17 protein-coding genes and 1 pseudogene are annotated in these 14,903 nt (G+C 71.0%); 16 read left to right on the top strand and 2 right to left on the bottom strand.

Going from position 1 to position 14,903, the window contains the following annotated elements; genetic code table 11:
- Window positions 1–2: 2 nt before the first annotated feature.
- The 7 genes and pseudogenes from H0524_RS14855 to H0524_RS14825 all read left to right on the top strand — a co-directional run bounded on the left by H0524_RS14855 (window position 3) and on the right by H0524_RS14825 (window position 5,758).
- Window positions 3–902: a sulfotransferase domain-containing protein gene (locus H0524_RS14855; protein WP_180199261.1), complete on the top strand. Its 900-nt coding sequence runs from the start codon at window positions 3–5 to the stop codon at window positions 900–902.
- On the top strand, window positions 902–2,164 hold the full coding sequence (locus H0524_RS14850) for a hypothetical protein (RefSeq protein WP_180199166.1): 1,263 nt from the start codon (window positions 902–904) through the stop codon (window positions 2,162–2,164). Before H0524_RS14855 ends, H0524_RS14850 begins: the two co-directional genes overlap by 1 nt.
- A 93-nt stretch (window positions 2,165–2,257) precedes the next feature.
- Window positions 2,258–2,740, top strand: a complete 483-nt coding sequence (locus H0524_RS14845) for a UDP-N-acetylglucosamine--LPS N-acetylglucosamine transferase (protein WP_180199165.1) — start codon at window positions 2,258–2,260, stop codon at window positions 2,738–2,740.
- 161 nt (window positions 2,741–2,901) lie between these two features.
- Entirely contained in the window at window positions 2,902–3,468 is a 567-nt protein-coding gene (locus H0524_RS14840; protein ID WP_180199260.1) for a glycosyltransferase, read from the top strand.
- Window positions 3,465–4,403 (top strand): glycosyltransferase family 2 protein, encoded by a 939-nt coding sequence (locus tag H0524_RS14835; RefSeq protein ID WP_255435966.1) that lies wholly within the window; start codon window positions 3,465–3,467, stop codon window positions 4,401–4,403. Before H0524_RS14840 ends, H0524_RS14835 begins: the two co-directional genes overlap by 4 nt.
- 79 nt (window positions 4,404–4,482) lie before the next feature.
- Window positions 4,483–5,146: pseudogene (locus tag H0524_RS14830) on the top strand (class I SAM-dependent methyltransferase).
- Window positions 5,147–5,239: 93 nt separating this feature from the next.
- Window positions 5,240–5,758, top strand: coding sequence for a DUF1990 domain-containing protein (locus tag H0524_RS14825; RefSeq protein WP_309225111.1), 519 nt, complete (start codon window positions 5,240–5,242; stop codon window positions 5,756–5,758).
- Window positions 5,759–5,803: 45 nt separating this feature from the next.
- On the opposite strand, the gene H0524_RS14820 is transcribed toward H0524_RS14825, so the two are convergent.
- Window positions 5,804–7,069 carry a sodium:proton antiporter gene (locus tag H0524_RS14820; protein ID WP_180199162.1) on the bottom strand — a complete coding sequence of 422 codons (1,266 nt, stop codon included), beginning with the start codon at window positions 7,067–7,069 and terminating at the stop codon, window positions 5,804–5,806.
- A gap of 154 nt (window positions 7,070–7,223) precedes the next feature.
- Here H0524_RS14820 and aroC point away from each other — a divergent pair, with 154 nt between their 5' ends.
- From aroC to nusB, 6 genes are all read left to right on the top strand, one after another.
- Window positions 7,224–8,402 carry a chorismate synthase gene (gene aroC, locus H0524_RS14815; protein WP_180199161.1) on the top strand — a complete coding sequence of 393 codons (1,179 nt, stop codon included), beginning with the start codon at window positions 7,224–7,226 and terminating at the stop codon, window positions 8,400–8,402.
- Window positions 8,402–8,905, top strand: coding sequence for a shikimate kinase (locus H0524_RS14810; RefSeq protein WP_180199160.1), 504 nt, complete (start codon window positions 8,402–8,404; stop codon window positions 8,903–8,905). Before aroC ends, H0524_RS14810 begins: the two co-directional genes overlap by 1 nt.
- 150 nt (window positions 8,906–9,055) lie before the next feature.
- Window positions 9,056–10,132: a 3-dehydroquinate synthase gene (aroB, locus tag H0524_RS14805; protein WP_180199159.1), complete on the top strand. Its 1,077-nt coding sequence runs from the start codon at window positions 9,056–9,058 to the stop codon at window positions 10,130–10,132.
- Window positions 10,129–10,560, top strand: a complete 432-nt coding sequence (aroQ, locus tag H0524_RS14800) for a type II 3-dehydroquinate dehydratase (protein ID WP_180199158.1) — start codon at window positions 10,129–10,131, stop codon at window positions 10,558–10,560. The genes aroB and aroQ overlap by 4 nt, the downstream gene beginning before the upstream one ends.
- Before the next feature lie 96 nt (window positions 10,561–10,656).
- A complete protein-coding gene (gene efp / locus H0524_RS14795) occupies window positions 10,657–11,214 on the top strand; it encodes an elongation factor P (RefSeq protein ID WP_011905742.1) in 558 nt (185 codons plus the stop codon).
- A 23-nt stretch (window positions 11,215–11,237) separates the two neighbouring features.
- Complete coding sequence (gene nusB / locus H0524_RS14790) at window positions 11,238–11,648, top strand: transcription antitermination factor NusB (protein WP_180199258.1); 411 nt, start codon at window positions 11,238–11,240, stop codon at window positions 11,646–11,648.
- Window positions 11,649–11,760: 112 nt separating this feature from the next.
- On the opposite strand, the gene H0524_RS14785 is transcribed toward nusB, so the two are convergent.
- Window positions 11,761–12,249, bottom strand: coding sequence for a transcriptional regulator (locus H0524_RS14785; RefSeq protein WP_011905744.1), 489 nt, complete (start codon window positions 12,247–12,249; stop codon window positions 11,761–11,763).
- 284 nt (window positions 12,250–12,533) lie between these two features.
- Between H0524_RS14785 and pyrR the strand changes: the two genes are divergently transcribed.
- The 3 genes from pyrR to H0524_RS14770 form a co-directional block, all read left to right on the top strand.
- The gene (pyrR, locus tag H0524_RS14780) at window positions 12,534–13,115 is read left to right on the top strand and encodes a bifunctional pyr operon transcriptional regulator/uracil phosphoribosyltransferase PyrR (protein WP_180199157.1); all 582 of its coding nucleotides are present in this window, start codon (window positions 12,534–12,536) and stop codon (window positions 13,113–13,115) included.
- Window positions 13,116–13,173: 58 nt separating this feature from the next.
- Window positions 13,174–14,100 carry an aspartate carbamoyltransferase catalytic subunit gene (locus H0524_RS14775; protein WP_018725670.1) on the top strand — a complete coding sequence of 309 codons (927 nt, stop codon included), beginning with the start codon at window positions 13,174–13,176 and terminating at the stop codon, window positions 14,098–14,100.
- Window positions 14,097–14,903, top strand: an 807-nt coding sequence (locus H0524_RS14770) for a dihydroorotase (protein WP_180199156.1), incomplete at its 3' end; no start/stop codon positions are given. The genes H0524_RS14775 and H0524_RS14770, both read left to right, overlap by 4 nt.

Genomic DNA, 14,903 nt, shown 5'->3' with positions numbered 1-14,903 from the left:
TCGTGTCGGCGATGCGGGACCAGGTGAAGCGAATCGTGCCGAACCAGGTGACCGAGCGGGTGCGGGAGTCTCTCGTCAGCTACGGCGTGCAGACCAGTGACCGGCGGCCACTGCCGGACTTCCTGGTCATCGGCACCAAGCGGGGCGGCACCACGTCACTGTGGAACTATCTGATCCAGCATCCGCTGGTGCCGCGGCTCTTCCCGGCCTGGAACACGAAGTCCACCCACTACTTCGAGGAGCACTGGCGGCGGGGCGAGGCGTGGTACCGGTCGCACTTCCCGACCCGGCGCCAGCGGGCGGCGCTACAGCGGCGGCACGGCGGCCCGGTCCGGGCCGGTGAGGCCGCCCCGCTGTACATGTTCCACCCGCTCGCCGCCGAGCGGGTCGCCGCGCTGATGCCCGCGGTCAAGCTGGTGGTGCTGCTGCGCGATCCGGTGCAGCGGGCCTACTCGCACTGGAAGGAGCGGCGTACCCACGGCATCGAGCCGCTGGACTTCGCCGCCGCCCTCGGTGCCGAGCCGGAGCGCACCCGGGGGGAGCGGGAGCGGCTGGTGGCCGAGCCGGAGTACGTCAGCGAGGCGTACGACTGGTACAGCTACCGGGCCCGGGGCCGCTACCTCGAGCACCTCCAGCCGTGGCTGGACCGGTTCGACCGCACGCAGTTCCTCTTCCTGCGCAGCGAGGACCTCTATCGAGACGCCCGGTCGACGTACCGCCGTACCCTGTCCTTCCTCGGGCTGCCGGCGTACGACCTCGCGAGCTTCCGGGTTTACAACGACCGCCGCTCCGCGCCGCTGGACCCGGCGGTTCAGGCGGAGCTGACCGCCTACTACCACCCCTACAACGAGGCGCTGCGGCAGCGGCTCGGAATGGACCTCGACTGGCCGGGTGAGGCCTGATGACCGGTCCGGCCACCGCCTCCGCCGACCCGCGGACCCGTACCGACGGGTTGGGTTGGGTCACCCGGGCGGTCTTCGGTGCCGAGCAGGTCGGGCTCACCGTGGCCGGCCGGCTGCCGCCCGGGCACCGGGCGGTGGCGCGGTACGCGATTGTGCCCTCGGTGCGGCGGGCCCGGTTTCTGCTGCCGTTGGGCTCCCCGCGGGCAACGGCGGCGTCGCTGCTGGCGTACAACGCGCTGCGACCGCCCCGGGTCCGGGCGGTGCGGGCGGTTCTCGGTGGGCTCGCCCGGCTCGGTGGGCTGGAACTGGCCCGGTTCCCGGTCCTGACCGTGTCGCTGCCCGACGCGGTCGCCGCGGAGGAGGCGCTGCTCAGCCACCGACTCGCCGCCCTGCTGGGCGGGGGAGCCGCGTACGCGGCGTGTGGGGTGCGACCGCCGGATCCGAACCACAAGCCGACCCTGCAACTGTTCGCCCCCAGTGGCCGCCCGCTCGGCTTCGCGAAGATTGGCTGGAACGACGCCACCCGGGCCCTGGTGACCGCCGAGGCGGCGGCCCTGCGGGAACTCCCCGGGCTGGCCCGGGTGCCGGACCACCCGGTGGCGCCGCGGCTCCTGGCCGAGCTTCGGTGGGCGGGGCGGTCGGTCGCGTTGGTACAGCCGCTGCCGCCGACGGTCCGTGGGCTGTCCACCACCGCCGATCCCGAGGTCGCCGCGGTGCTCGCGGTGGCTCGCCGGGGTGGCCCGCCCGCCCGGCCCCGGCCACTGGCCGGATCGAGCTTCCTGGCCCGGCTCACCCGGACCGCGCACCGGGCGGTCGCCACGATGCCGGCCGATCCCGGGGCGGTCGTGGCGGCGGCGGGGCTCGCCTCGCGGCACGGGGAGACCCGGGTCGAGTTCGGGCACTGGCATGGCGACTGGGTTCCGTGGAACCTGGGCCGACACGCCGGCCGGCTGGTCGCCTGGGACTGGGAGCACAGCGCCCCGGATGTCCCGGTCGGCTTCGACCTGGCGCACGACGCGTTCCAGCGGGCCCTGGTGCTGCGGGGTTCCTCCGTCGCCGTCGCGGCCGACGCTGTTGATCTCCAACTCCGACGGTACGGCGACGCGCTCGGCCTGAACCGGGCTGGGCAGCGCCTGGTCGCTGACGCGTACCTGCTGGAGCTGTGGTTGCGGACCTGGCGGCTGGCCAACGCCGGTGCGGGCTGGAACCCCGCGCTACACCCCGCTCTGCTGGAGCTCCTCGTGCAGCGGGACCACCGGTGACCGTCCGGTTTCCCGATGCCCCCACGGCGCGATCCGTGGTCTGCTTTCGCAGGCCATCGATCGAGGCCGAAGGAAGCGGACGGTGAGGCTCGCATGGAGACGTACCCCAGGGGTCGCGGTGACTCCCCGGTCCTGCTGCTTGTCGGATCAAGCGGTGGGCATCTGGCCCAGCTGCTGGCGCTGCGTTCCTGGTACGAGCGCTGGCGTCGCTGCTGGGTAACCTTCGACACCCCGGACGCACTCTCCCAGCTCGCCGGGGAACAGGTCGTCGCGGCGTACCACCCGACCACCCGCAGCGTGCCCAACCTGGTGCGCAACGCGGTGCTGGCGGTACGGGTACTGCGGCGGCACCGGGTCGCCGCGGTGGTGACGACCGGAGCCGGGGTTGCGGTGCCGTTCGTGGTCCTCGCCTGGCTGCGGCGCATTCCCACGGTCTACGTCGAGGTGTACGACCGGATCGACACCCCGACCCTGACCGCGCGCCTGTGCCGCCCGTTTCTCTCCGCGATGCTCGTGCAGTGGGAGGAGCAACGCCGGCACTACCCGGAGGCCACTGTGGTGGGGCCGCTGCTGTGAACGTGGAGGGTGTGGTGGAGCGCCGACGCGTGATGCCAGGTTTCGTCAGCCCGGGTAGAGGGGGGGATGCGGTGAGTACGGAGCGAGTCGCGGCGCCGGTGGGGTCCGAGCCCAGCCACGTCCCCCGGCAACGGAACCGGTCTGGTGTCGGTCGGGTGCAGGTGTTGGTCGTCGTCGGTACCGACAAGCACCCGTTTGACCGGCTGGTCGACTGGCTTCGGAGCTGGCAACCCACCGTCACCGACCGCGTGGTCCTGACCGTCCAGCACGGTCACACCGGAGCGGCCGAGGTTCCCGGCGCGGTGGCCTTTCTGGGGCACGACAAGCTCCAGACGGCGATCTCCACGGCCGACCTCGTGATCTGTCACGGCGGCCCGGCCACGATTCTGGAGGCCCGTCGGCTTGGCCGGGTGCCGATCGTGGTCCCCCGGGATCCGTCCCACGGCGAGCACGTGGACGATCACCAACTGCGGTTCGCGCGTCGGCTCGGAGCGGCCGGCCTGGTGGTGGTGTGCGAGACCCGAGCGGCGTTCGTGGCGGAACTCACCGCTGGCCTGGTCGAGCCGTCCCGGTTCGTCGTCCGGGCGGACCCCGATTCGGCCCGGGAGCGGGAGGCCGCTGTGGCCCGGGTCGGGGAGATTGTGGAGGATCTGGTGGTCGCGGCGAACGGGCGGCGGGGATGGTGGCGGCCGTGGTCACGGTCCCCGCGGAGTGGAGCGCGAGGATGACCGAATTGCCAGGGCTTACCGCACTGCCGAGGGTGAGTGCGGTGGTGCCCACCCGGGACCGCCCGGAGTTGCTGCGGGCCGCGGTCCGCGCCATCCTGGACCAGGACTATCCGGGTGAGCTCGAGGTGGTCGTCGTGTACGACCGTTCGGAGCCGGATCCGATCCTGACCGAGCTGTCCCGACCGGGCCGGCCGGTCCGGGTCACCGAGAACGGCCGGACGCCCGGCCTCGCGGGTGCCCGCAACACCGGCACCCTGGCTGCCACCGGCGATGTGATCGCCTTCTGCGACGATGACGACGAGTGGCTGCCCGGCAAGCTGGCGGCGCAGGTCGAGGCGCTCACCACCACTCCGGGCGCCGAGTTCGTCTCGTGTGGCATCCGGGTGAGCTACGACGGACACACCGTCGACCGGTCGCTGTCCCGGGATCGGATCACTCTCGCGGACCTGCTGCGGGACCGGATGACCGAGCTGCACCCGTCGACGTTCCTCATCCGCGCCACCGCGTTCCACGACGGCTTCGGACTGGTCGACGAGGAGATTCCGGGCAGCTACGCAGAGGACTACGAGTTCCTGCTACGGGCGGCCCGCAGCGCACCGTTGGTCAATCTGCGCACCCCGCTGGTGCTGGTGCGTTGGCACAAACGGTCGTATTTCGCGCAGCGCTGGGACACCATCTCGGAGGCGTTGCAGTGGCTGCTCGAACGCTACCCGGAGTTCGGCACCCAGCCGGCCGGTGCGGCACGGGTGGCGGGGCAGATCGCCTTCGCCCGTGCCGCGTCCGGTGACCGCCGGGGCGCGCTGCGCTGGGCCCGCCGTACCCTCCGCGGCAATCCGCGGGAGCCACGGGCGTACCTGGCGCTCGCGGTGGCGGGGCGGGTGGTCCGGGCGGACGCGGTGCTGCGCACGCTGCACAAGCGCGGCCGAGGCATCTAGGGCCGCAGACCACCCCATTCATCCGTACGAGCCGCGAGAGTAGCAATCCCGGCGGCGCAGCAGGTAAGGAGCCCGTTCGATGACATTTCACTCGTTGAGATTTCGTTTGGTGGACTCACCTTCCTCGGTGGGTGCCAAACGGAGGGCGCCGGGCGGCCTGGCTCTCCGACACGTTTCCCGACCTCGCCGAGATGAATGTGCTTGATCTTGGTGGACGGGTGGAGAGCTGGGCGACGGTGCCGGTCCGACCCGCGCACGTGCACGTGGTGAATCTGGAGCCGTTGCCGACGGAGCTGCCAGCTTGGGCTGAGGCCGATCAGGCCGACGCCTGCGAACTGCCGAAGCGGTTTTTTGGCCGCCGGTACGACCTGGTGTTCAGCAACAGCGTCCTGGAGCATGTCGGCGGGTACGAACGTCGTCGTCGGATGGCGGAGGCGGTCCGTGAGCTGGCCCCGGCGTACTGGGTGCAGACCCCGTACCGGTACTTTCCGGTAGAGCCGCACTGGGTGGCTCCCGCCATGCAGTTCCTGCCGGTGTCGGCGCGGGTGGTGGTGGCGCGGAAATGGCCCCTGGCCTACACGCCGGGCAAGTCGTACGAGGCGGCCATGCGGCAGGTCCTGACGACCGAATTGATCGGTCGAGCGGAGCTGCGTTATCTCTTTCCGGACGCGGGTAGCCGTAACGAGCAGCTACTGGGCCTCACCAAATCGTTGATTGCGATTCGAGGGTTGTCGTCGGCGTGACCGGCGCCTGTTTCGTCAGGGCCGGGAAGTTTGGGTCGTGGTGTTATCCGTGCAGCGCGGGAGTGACCAAAGAAAGCGCGACCTTATTTTGGGGTGGCTGTGGGGTGGGGTGAGCTAACCTATCCGGAGGTTGGTGCGTCAGCGGGCGTTCTTCCCTCCGGCTATCGACACGTCCATCGCATCGCATTTCTGGGTGCGGATGTTCGGGTCTTTGACCGGGCTGTTCAGGCCTTGCTTCGGTGGCGTATGCACCGGCGGGCTGGGATCAGCATTGATCGCCCAGAGCTGAGACCGGAGCCGGGGGTGGACTTTCGGCTGAGGGTCGGGTGGCGAGGGCTGCTGGTGCAGGCTCCCTGCCGTATTGTCTTTACGATTGACGAAAAAGATCGTGCTGGATTTGCCTACGGTACGCTCTCGGGGCATCCGGAGTGTGGCGAGGAGGCGTTTCTGGTACGTCGGGACGGGGCTGGGCGGTCATTTTTCGAGGTGCGAGCCTTCTCGCGGCCGGATTCCTTGACTGCTCGAATAGCTGGGCCGCTGGGGCGGTTCGCGCAGGATGTCATAACGTCGAGATACCTTGGCGCGATGCGGTCCCTGTCCCGGGCTGCCTGACCGGCTCCCACCTCCGGCGACCCCTCCCGACGGGTCGGGAGCGGCCTACGGCGGCGGCTGAGCGCCGTCGCCGGGGTGTTCTCGGTGATCGGCCGAGGCCGCCCGCAGTCGTTCTGACCACTGGGGGGTCATCGCCGGGTCGAAGATCCGGGCGACCAGGACATCGGTGGACGAGTGCGCCAGGATCGACAGGACGACGGTCAGCGCCACCAGGTGGAACACCTCGTCTCCCGCGGTGATCCCGGCCTGGAGCACCAGCAGACCGTAGACCACCGAGGCGAAACCCTTCGGGCCGAACCACATGGCGGCGAACTGCTCGGTGCGGCTCAGCTTTGAACCGAGGAACGACACCGCGAGCGCGAGTGGGCGGGCCACCACGATGGCCAACACCGCGAAGAGCCAGCCGGTCCAGTTGATTTCACTGAGGAACTTCACCGAGATCAGGGCACCGAACACCAGCAGGGCGGCGAGTTTGAACAGTTCGGCGATCAGCTCGCCGAAGTGTTCGAAGCTCTCACGCTGTCGCTCGCCGAAGGTGGCCACGGTGATGCCGGCGGCGAACGCGGCGAGGAACAGGTTGGCGTGGGTGATCAGCCCCAGCGCGAGGACCAGCAGGCCGATCGCCACACCGTTGAGGGGCTCGTACTTGGTGGAGGCGGAGAAGAACCGCCCCTTCTCCAACTGCAGGGCCAGCCACGGCACCGCCACCCCGATCACCAGGCCCAGGAGCAGCTCGGTCCCCAGCTCGTCGAGGTGCAGGTCGTCGGAGCCCTCGACGACCGTCAGGAAGAGGATGACGAACGGCAACGCGAGGCCGTCGTTGATGCCGGATTCGACGTTGAGCAGGTGCCGCAGCCGGCGCGGAACGCCCACGTTGCCGACCAGGGCGGCGGCGAAGACCGGGTCGGTGGGGGCGAGCACCGCCCCGATCAGCAGTGCCTCCGGCCAGTCGAGTCCGGCCACGTAGTGCGCCAGCACCGCGGTGATCCCCAGCGTCAGCGGCAGCCCCCAGCCGAGCGCCCGCCCGGGTAGCCGCCACGCCGCGCGTAGGTCGGCGAAGCCGACCCGCATGCCGTCGGTGAAGAGCACGGTGAAGAGCGCCAGCTCCGCGAGCCCGGCGACGATCTCGCTGTCGGCGGTGATCTCCAGGACACCGGTGGTGTCCGGGCCGAGCAGGACGCCGGCGAGGAGGAAGACCACGGCGGTGGAGAGGATGCTGCGGTGCGCGAGGCTGGACAGCAGGACGGCCAGCAGCAGCACGGCTGCGAACGCGAGGAGCAGCACCGGGGCCTCCGGGTGGGTCGAAACCACGTCGTCGCCGACCAGACTTCCGGGAGCCCGCCATGATCGTACGGATTCGCTCCCAACGGGGTGATCGTGACCGTCCAACGGACACTCGTGTCCGCAGGGCGGGACGGGCCGGGTGTGGCACCTGGCGGCCACCGGGCGTGCCAGACTGATCGTTGTGTTGCGCTGGTTGACTGCAGGGGAATCACACGGTCCCGCCCTGGTCGCGTTGCTCGAGGGGGTCCCGGCCGGGGTCGAGGTGACCACCGGGGAGATCGCCGGAGAGCTCGCCCGGCGTCGCCTCGGCTACGGCCGTGGTGCCCGGATGGCGTTCGAACAGGACGAGATCGAGATCATCGGTGGGCTGCGGCACGGGGTGACCCTGGGCAGTCCGGTGGCGATCCGGGTCGGCAACTCCGAGTGGCCCAAGTGGCGCACGGTGATGGCCGCGGACCCGGTCGACCCGGCGGAGCTGGCCGGGCAGGCCCGTAACGCGCCGCTGGCCCGTCCCCGACCGGGGCACGCCGACTTGGCCGGCATGCAGAAGTACGGGCACACCGACGCCCGCCCGATCCTCGAACGGGCCAGCGCCCGGGAGACAGCGGCCCGGGTCGCCGTCGGCACCGTCGCCAAGGCCCTGCTCCGGCAGTCGCTGGGCATCGAGGTCGTCTCGCACGTCGTGGAGCTTGGGTCGGTCGCGACGAAGCCGGGGCTGCGACCCAGCCCGGCTGACGCCGAGCGGATCGACGCCGACCCGCTGCGGTGTCTGGACCCGGAGGCGAGTCGCCGGATGGTCGCCGAGGTCGACGCCGCGAAGAAGGACGCCGACACGCTCGGCGGCGTGGTCGAGGTGCTGGCGTACGGGGTGCCCCCGGGGCTCGGCAGCCACGTGCAGTGGGACCGGAAGCTGGACGCCCGGCTGGCCACCGCGCTGATGTCCATTCAGGCCATCAAGGGGGTGGAGATCGGCGACGGCTGGCAGCAGGCGCGTTCCCGGGGCTCCGTCGCGCACGACGAGATCATTCCCACCGCGGCCGGGGTCCGGCGGGTCACCGACCGGGCCGGTGGCCTGGAGGGGGGCATCACCACCGGTGAGCCGCTGCGGGTGCGGGCCGCGATGAAGCCGATCTCCTCCCTGAACCGCGCGCTGTCGACGGTGGATGTCACCTCCGGTGAGCCCGCCACCGCGATCAACCAACGCTCGGACGTGTGCGCGGTGCCGGCCGCGGGAGTCGTCGCCGAGGCGATGGTGGCGCTGGTGCTGGCCGAGGCGGCGGTGGAGAAGTTCGGCGGCGACTCGGTGGCCGAGCAGCGCCGCAACCTCGCCGGCTACCTCGACGCGCTGGTGGTCCGCTGATGGCGCCGGTCTGTGTGTTGGTGGGCCCGCCCGGCTCGGGCAAGACCACCGTCGGGCGAGCCCTCGCCGAGCTGCTGGGGGTGGAGTTCCGGGACACCGACCTGGACATCGAGGCGACGGCGGGCAAGCCGATCTCGGAGATCTTCATCGACGAGGGGGAGGCGCACTTCCGTACCCTCGAACGGGCGGCGGTGGCGACGGCGCTCGTGGCTGCCACCGGGGTGCTCGCCCTCGGCGGTGGCGCGGTGCTCGCCGAGCAGACGCGGGCCGCGCTGGTGGGGCACACCGTCGTGTACCTGTCGGTGGAGTTGCCCGACGCGGTACGCCGGGTCGGGCTGGGCGCGGGGCGACCCCTGCTCGCGGTCAACCCGCGGGCCACCCTCAAACACCTGCTGGAGCAGCGTCGGCCGCACTACGCGGCGGTGGCGACGGCGACGGTGGTGACCGACGGCCGGACACCGGAGCAGCTCGCGTCCGAGATCGCCGCGCTGCTCCCCGCCTGACGGGCGCCCGGCCTGCCGGGCGGCCAACGGTTCCGGGTCCACTTCCGGTCCGGTCCGGTCCGGTCCGGTCCGGTCCGGTCCCGTTCCGGGTCCCGGGACGCGTCGACCGTCGCCGCCAACGGCACGGCCAGCTCGGTTAGGCTGCGCCCGATGGACGAGATTACCCGGATCGCAGTTGGCGGTGACCAGCCGTACGACGTGTTGGTGGGGCGGCGCGACCTGCCGGACCTGCCGCGGTTGCTGCCGGGCGCGGAGCGGCTGGCCGTGCTGTACGCGCCGCCGATGCAGGGCCGGGCCGAGCAGCTGGCGGAGCGGACCCGGGCGGCCGGCGCGACGCCGCTGCTGGTTGAGGTGCCGGACGCGGAGGCGGGCAAGCACATCGACGTCGCCGCCAGCTGTTGGGAACGGCTCGGTACGGCGGGCTTCACCCGCGCCGACGCCGTCGTTGGGGTGGGCGGGGGCGCGGTTACCGACCTGGCTGGTTTCGTCGCGGCCTGCTGGCTGCGCGGGGTGCGCTGGGTGCCGGTGGCGACGTCGCTGTTGGGCATGGTGGACGCGGCGGTGGGCGGCAAGACCGGTATCAACACCTCCGCCGGCAAGAACCTGGTCGGCGCCTTCCACCCGCCGGTCGGGGTGATCTGCGACCTGACGGCGCTGGACAGCCTCTCCCCGGTCGACCTGGCCGCGGGGATGGCCGAGGTGGTCAAGTGCGGCTTCATCGCCGACCCGGTGATCCTTGACCTGGTCGAGCGGGAGCCCGCGGTCGCCGTTGACCCGGCGGGGCCGGTGCTCCGGGAGTTGATCGAGCGGGCGATTCGGGTCAAGGCGCAGGTCGTTGCGGGTGACCTTCGTGAGTCGGGGGCCCGGGAGATACTGAACTACGGGCACACCCTGGCGCACGCCATCGAGAAGGTGGAGGACTACCGCTGGCGGCACGGTCACGCGGTCGCGGTGGGGCTGGTCTACGCGGCGACCCTGGCCCAGCTGGAAGGCCGGCTGGACGCGCAGACCGTGCAGCGGCACCGGGCGGTGCTGGGCGCGCTCGGCCTGCCCACCGGATATCGGGCGGAGGCCTGGCCGGACCTGCTCGCCACGATGCGGGTGGACAAGAAGGCGCGGGGCAGCATCCTGCGCTTCGTGGTGTTGGCCGGCCTCGCCCGCCCGACGATTCTCGCGGCGCCCTCCGACGAGTTGCTGCACGCCGCCTACCAGGAGATCGCCGAATGAGGGTGTACGTGCTGAACGGGCCCAATCTGGGCCGTCTGGGCACTCGGCAACCGGAGGTCTACGGCACCACCACCTACGCCGACCTGGTCGAGCTGTGTCAACAGACCGGGCGGGAGTTGGGGCTGGAGGTGCTCGTCCGGCAGACCGACGCCGAGCACGAGCTGCTCGGCTGGCTGCACGAGGCTGCGGACCTGGGCGCCTGTGTGGTGCTCAACCCCGCCGCCTGGTCGCACTACTCGGTCGCGGTACGGGACGCCTGTGCCTTGCTGCGGGCCCCGTTGGTCGAGGTGCACCTCTCCAACATTCATGCCCGGGAGGCGTTCCGGCACCACTCGGTGGTCTCGGCGGTGGCGACCGGGGTGATCTGTGGGCTGGGCGTGGACGGCTACCGCCTGGCTCTGCACCATCTGGCGGCCCGGGCCCGCTGATCATCGGCGGGGCCGCGGCTTGCTCGGGCGAGCCCCGCCAAATGCGGCCTAGTAGACTTGCCGGGTCTGTCCGCCACCTTATGATCAAGGCAGGAAATGGCCACCACCAACGACCTGAAAAACGGCATGGTACTCAACCTCGACGGTGAGCTCTGGGCCGTCGTCGAGTTCCAGCACGTCAAGCCCGGAAAGGGTGGTGCGTTCGTGCGCACCACGCTGAAGAACGTGCTCTCCGGCAAGGTGGTCGACAAGACCTTCAATGCGGGCACCAAGGTCGAGACCGCGACCGTCGACAAGCGTACGATGCAGTACCTGTACGCCGACGGCGAGGACTTCGTCTTCATGGACCTGGAGACGTTCGACCAGATCAATGTGCTCGGCGACACGGTCGGCGAGGCAGCGAACTACCTGCTGCCCGAGGCCGAGGCGACGGTCGCCACCCACGAGGGGGTGCCGCTCTACGTGGAGCTGCCCACCAGCGTGGTGCTGGAGATCACATACACCGAGCCGGGTCTCCAGGGAGACCGTTCGACCGGCGGCAGCAAGCCGGCCACGGTCGAGACCGGCGCGACCGTGCAGGTGCCGCTCTTCATCACCACCGGCGAGAAGATCAAGGTCGACACCCGCGACGGCCGTTACCTCGGCCGAGCCTGATGGCCGAGGGGCCCAAGCAGCAGATGCCGGCGCGTCGCAAGGCGCGCAAACGGGCGCTGGACGTGCTCTTCGAGGCGGACCTGCGGGGCCGTCCACCGGTGGAGGTGCTCGCCGGCTACGTGGAGCGGATCGAGAAGCCCCGACCGGAGCATCTGGGATACGCGGTCGGCCTGGTCGAGGGGGTCGCTGCCCACCTGGACCGGGTTGACGAGCTGATCGCCAGCTACGCCGAGGGGTGGACGCTGGACCGGATGCCGACCGTTGATCGGAACCTCGCCCGGATCGCGGTCTACGAGCTGCTCTACGTGGACGAGATCGACGACGCGGTGGCGATCAGCGAGGCGGTGGAGCTGGCCCGGCAGATGTCGACCGACGATTCACCGCGGTTCCTCAACGGCATCCTCGGCCGGATCGCGGAGTACGCCACCCGGTAGCCGCCCCCGCGGGGGGCACTGGCTCGAAAGTGAGCTGGCCGGCCGGCAGTGTGACCGGATAGGCGAAAAGGGCCCGTGCCGATCGGCACGGGCCCTTTTCGGGTGGCACCACTCAGGAGGCGAAGAACGCCCGCGGGTCGGCGACGAGGACGCCGTGCTCGTTCAGCCGCTCGATCAGGCCCGATGGCGAGGCGTCGTAGACGATCGCCAGGGCGCGCAGGTCGTCGGCGCGGATCGACAGCACCCGGCCGTTGTAGTCGCCGCGCTGCTGCTGGATCGCGCGGGCGTACCGGGCGACGTAGGCGAGGTCCTCCGAGGCCTCGTCGTAGAGCCGCTCGAGGTCCAGCACGATCTTGCTGGTGGGCTCGTGGCGGACGCCACTGCCGTCGGGCAGTAGCTCGGAGACGGGAACACGGTAGAAGTCGGCCAGCTCGGCGAGGCGGGACACGGTGACGGCTCGGTCACCGCGCTCGTACGAGCCAACCACGACGGCCTTCCACCGTCCGTTGGACTTTTCCTCTACGCCCTGCAGGGACAGGCCCTGCTGCTGGCGAATGGAGCGCAGGCGGGCGCCCAGCGACTTGGCGTACTCAGAGGGCATTCGGACACTCCCAGTGCTGCTCGGGGTTCTCCCGTCGATCGCTACGGAGCGTGACGGTACGGGGATTGCGACAGCCGGTCAAGTGGTCGTGAACTTTCCCGTTACATCGTGGGGGAGTTGTCCCAGTTTCGCCGTTCTGTGGCCGGGCCCTCGGCCGCCGACAGTCGAGACGGTGACCACTGGTAACGTTGCCCGAAGCCCCGGTCCGGTCCGTTCGCGGTCCGCGCCGGTCACTCCGACATCCTTTAACGACCCGTCCCGTGAGGCGGGGAAGGAGGTCCGCCGTGGCGTACCCACCGGCTGCCCACTCGCCGACCACCCGACAACCCTCGGTGAAGGTGATACTCACCAGCGCCGACGTGCAGCGCGTGGTGGACCGCATCGCCCACCAGATCCTCGAGAAGACCCAGGGCGCCCAACAGACCGTCCTGCTCGGTATCCCCACCCGGGGCGCACCACTCGCCCGGCGGCTCGCCGCCCGGATCAGCGCCTTCGAGGGGGTGGACGTCCCGGTCGGTGTGCTCGACATCACCCTCTACCGGGACGATCTGCGCCAGCACGGTACCCGCGCCGTCGGCCCCACCGACGTTCCCGCCGGCGGCATCGACGGCCGGCGGGTCATCCTCGTCGACGATGTCCTCTTCTCCGGCCGAACCGTGCGGGCGGCACTCGACGCGCTGAACGACGTCGGCCGGCCAGCCTCGGTCCAGCTCGCCGTCCTGGTCGATCGCGGCCACCGGGAGCTGCCCATCCGGGCCGACTACGTGGGGAAGAACATCCCGACCGCCCTCGCGGAGAGTGTCCGGGTCACCCTGGCCGATCCCGACGGCGTGGACGAGGTCCGACTCTACGGCGGTGACCGGTGAGCCCGCGGGGCGCGACGCCGCGCCGCCTGCTGGTCGCGACCGGAAGGAAGCTCAGCGCATGATCCGTCACCTGCTCTCCAGCGCCGACCTGGACGCTGGCACCGCCCTTGAGATCCTGGACACCGCCGCCGAGATGGCGACCGTGGCCGGGCGGGAGGTCAAGAAGCTGCCGGCGCTGCGCGGTCGGACCGTGGTGAACCTCTTCTACGAGGACTCCACCCGGACCCGGATCTCCTTCGAGGCCGCCGCCAAGCGGCTCAGCGCCGACGTGATCAACTTTTCGGTCAAGGGGTCCAGCGTCGCCAAGGGCGAGAGCCTCAAGGACACCGCTCTCACCCTCCAGGCGATGGGTGCCGACGCCGTCGTCGTCCGGCACCCCGCCTCCGGCGCGCCGTACCAGCTGGCCGACTGGGTTGACGGCTCGGTCGTCAACGCCGGCGACGGTACGCACGAGCACCCCACCCAGGCGCTACTCGACGCGTACACGATGAGATCCCGGCTGGGCCGGCTCGCCGGTCTGTCGGTGGCGGTCGTCGGTGACGTGCTGCACAGCCGGGTGGCGCGCTCCAACGTCCTGCTGCTCTCCACCCTCGGCGCCAAGGTCACCCTCGTCGGCCCGCCCCCGCTGATCCCGGTGGACATCGCCGCGGCCCTCGCGCCCGGCGCCGCCGTCTGCTACGACCTGGACTCGGTGCTGCCGCAGTCGGACGTGGTCATGATGCTGCGGGTGCAGCGGGAACGCATGAACGACTCCTACTTTCCCTCCGCCCGTGAGTACGCCCGCCGTTACGGCCTGGACGGCTCGCGGATGCGGCGGCTGCCGGAGCACGCGATCGTGATGCACCCCGGCCCGATGAACCGGGGCATGGAGATCACCTCCGAGGTGGCCGACTCGCCCCGCTCCACCATTGTCGAACAGGTCGCCAACGGCGTCTCCGTCCGGATGGCCGTCCTCTACCTGCTGCTCGGAGGGAACAACCGGTGACCACGTACCTGATCACCAACGTGAGCGTCCTCGGCGCCGCGCCGACCGACCTGCTGATCCGCGACGGCGTCGTGGCCGAGACCGGCGCGGGGCTGACGGCCCCCGGCGCGGTCGCGGTGGACGGCACCGGCCTGGTCGCCCTGCCCGGCCTGGTGGACCTGCACACCCACCTGCGCGAGCCCGGCCGGGAAGACGCCGAGACCGTCGAGACCGGCTCTCGGGCCGCGGCGCTCGGTGGCTACACGGCGGTCTGCGCGATGGCGAACACCTCGCCGGTCGCCGACACCGCCGGGGTGGTGGAGCAGGTCTGGCGGCTGGGCCGGGAGGCCGGGCTCGTGGACGTGCAGCCGATCGGTGCCGTCACGGTCGGGCTGGCCGGCGAGCGCCTGGCCGAGTTGGGCACGATGGCCGACTCCGCCGCCCGGGTCCGGATCTTCTCCGACGACGGACACTGCGTCGCCGACCCGCGGCTGATGCGCCGGGCCCTGGAGTACGTGAAGGCGTTCGACGGCATCGTCGCCCAGCACGCCGAGGAGCCACGGCTGACCGAGGGTGCCCAGATGCACGAGGGGGAGATCTCCACCCGCCTCGGCCTGACCGGTTGGCCGGCGGTCGCCGAGGAGGCGATCATCGCCCGGGACGTGCTGCTCGCCGAGCACGTGGGGAGCCGCCTGCACATCTGCCACGTCTCCACCGCCGGCAGCGTCGGCGTGCTGCGGCAGGCCAAGGCCCGTGGCGTTCAGGTCACCGCCGAGGTCACCCCGCACCACCTGTTGTTGACCGACGAGAAGGCGGTCACCTAC

The sequence above is a fragment of the Salinispora sp. H7-4 genome (assembly GCF_013416675.1).
Lineage (GTDB): Bacteria > Actinomycetota > Actinomycetes > Mycobacteriales > Micromonosporaceae > Micromonospora > Micromonospora vitiensis.
Note: the sequence above shows the minus strand (reverse complement) of the source record. Positions and strands in the feature narration are given on the sequence as shown.

What these genes read in the sequence shown, in the direction of transcription:
- nusB (WP_180199258.1), top strand. Translation starts at nt 11,238, where the DNA reads ATGCCGGCGCGTCGCAAGGCGCGCAAACGGGCGCTGGACGTGCTCTTC.
- H0524_RS14775 (WP_018725670.1), top strand. Translation starts at nt 13,174, where the DNA reads ATGATCCGTCACCTGCTCTCCAGCGCCGACCTGGACGCTGGCACCGCC.
- H0524_RS14845 (WP_180199165.1), top strand. Translation starts at nt 2,258, where the DNA reads ATGGAGACGTACCCCAGGGGTCGCGGTGACTCCCCGGTCCTGCTGCTT.
- aroQ (WP_180199158.1), top strand. Translation starts at nt 10,129, where the DNA reads ATGAGGGTGTACGTGCTGAACGGGCCCAATCTGGGCCGTCTGGGCACT.
- H0524_RS14810 (WP_180199160.1), top strand. Translation starts at nt 8,402, where the DNA reads ATGGCGCCGGTCTGTGTGTTGGTGGGCCCGCCCGGCTCGGGCAAGACC.
- H0524_RS14835 (WP_255435966.1), top strand. Translation starts at nt 3,465, where the DNA reads ATGACCGAATTGCCAGGGCTTACCGCACTGCCGAGGGTGAGTGCGGTG.
- H0524_RS14850 (WP_180199166.1), top strand. Translation starts at nt 902, where the DNA reads ATGACCGGTCCGGCCACCGCCTCCGCCGACCCGCGGACCCGTACCGAC.
- H0524_RS14785 (WP_011905744.1), bottom strand. Translation starts at nt 12,249, where the DNA reads ATGCCCTCTGAGTACGCCAAGTCGCTGGGCGCCCGCCTGCGCTCCATT.
- aroB (WP_180199159.1), top strand. Translation starts at nt 9,056, where the DNA reads ATGGACGAGATTACCCGGATCGCAGTTGGCGGTGACCAGCCGTACGAC.
- efp (WP_011905742.1), top strand. Translation starts at nt 10,657, where the DNA reads ATGGCCACCACCAACGACCTGAAAAACGGCATGGTACTCAACCTCGAC.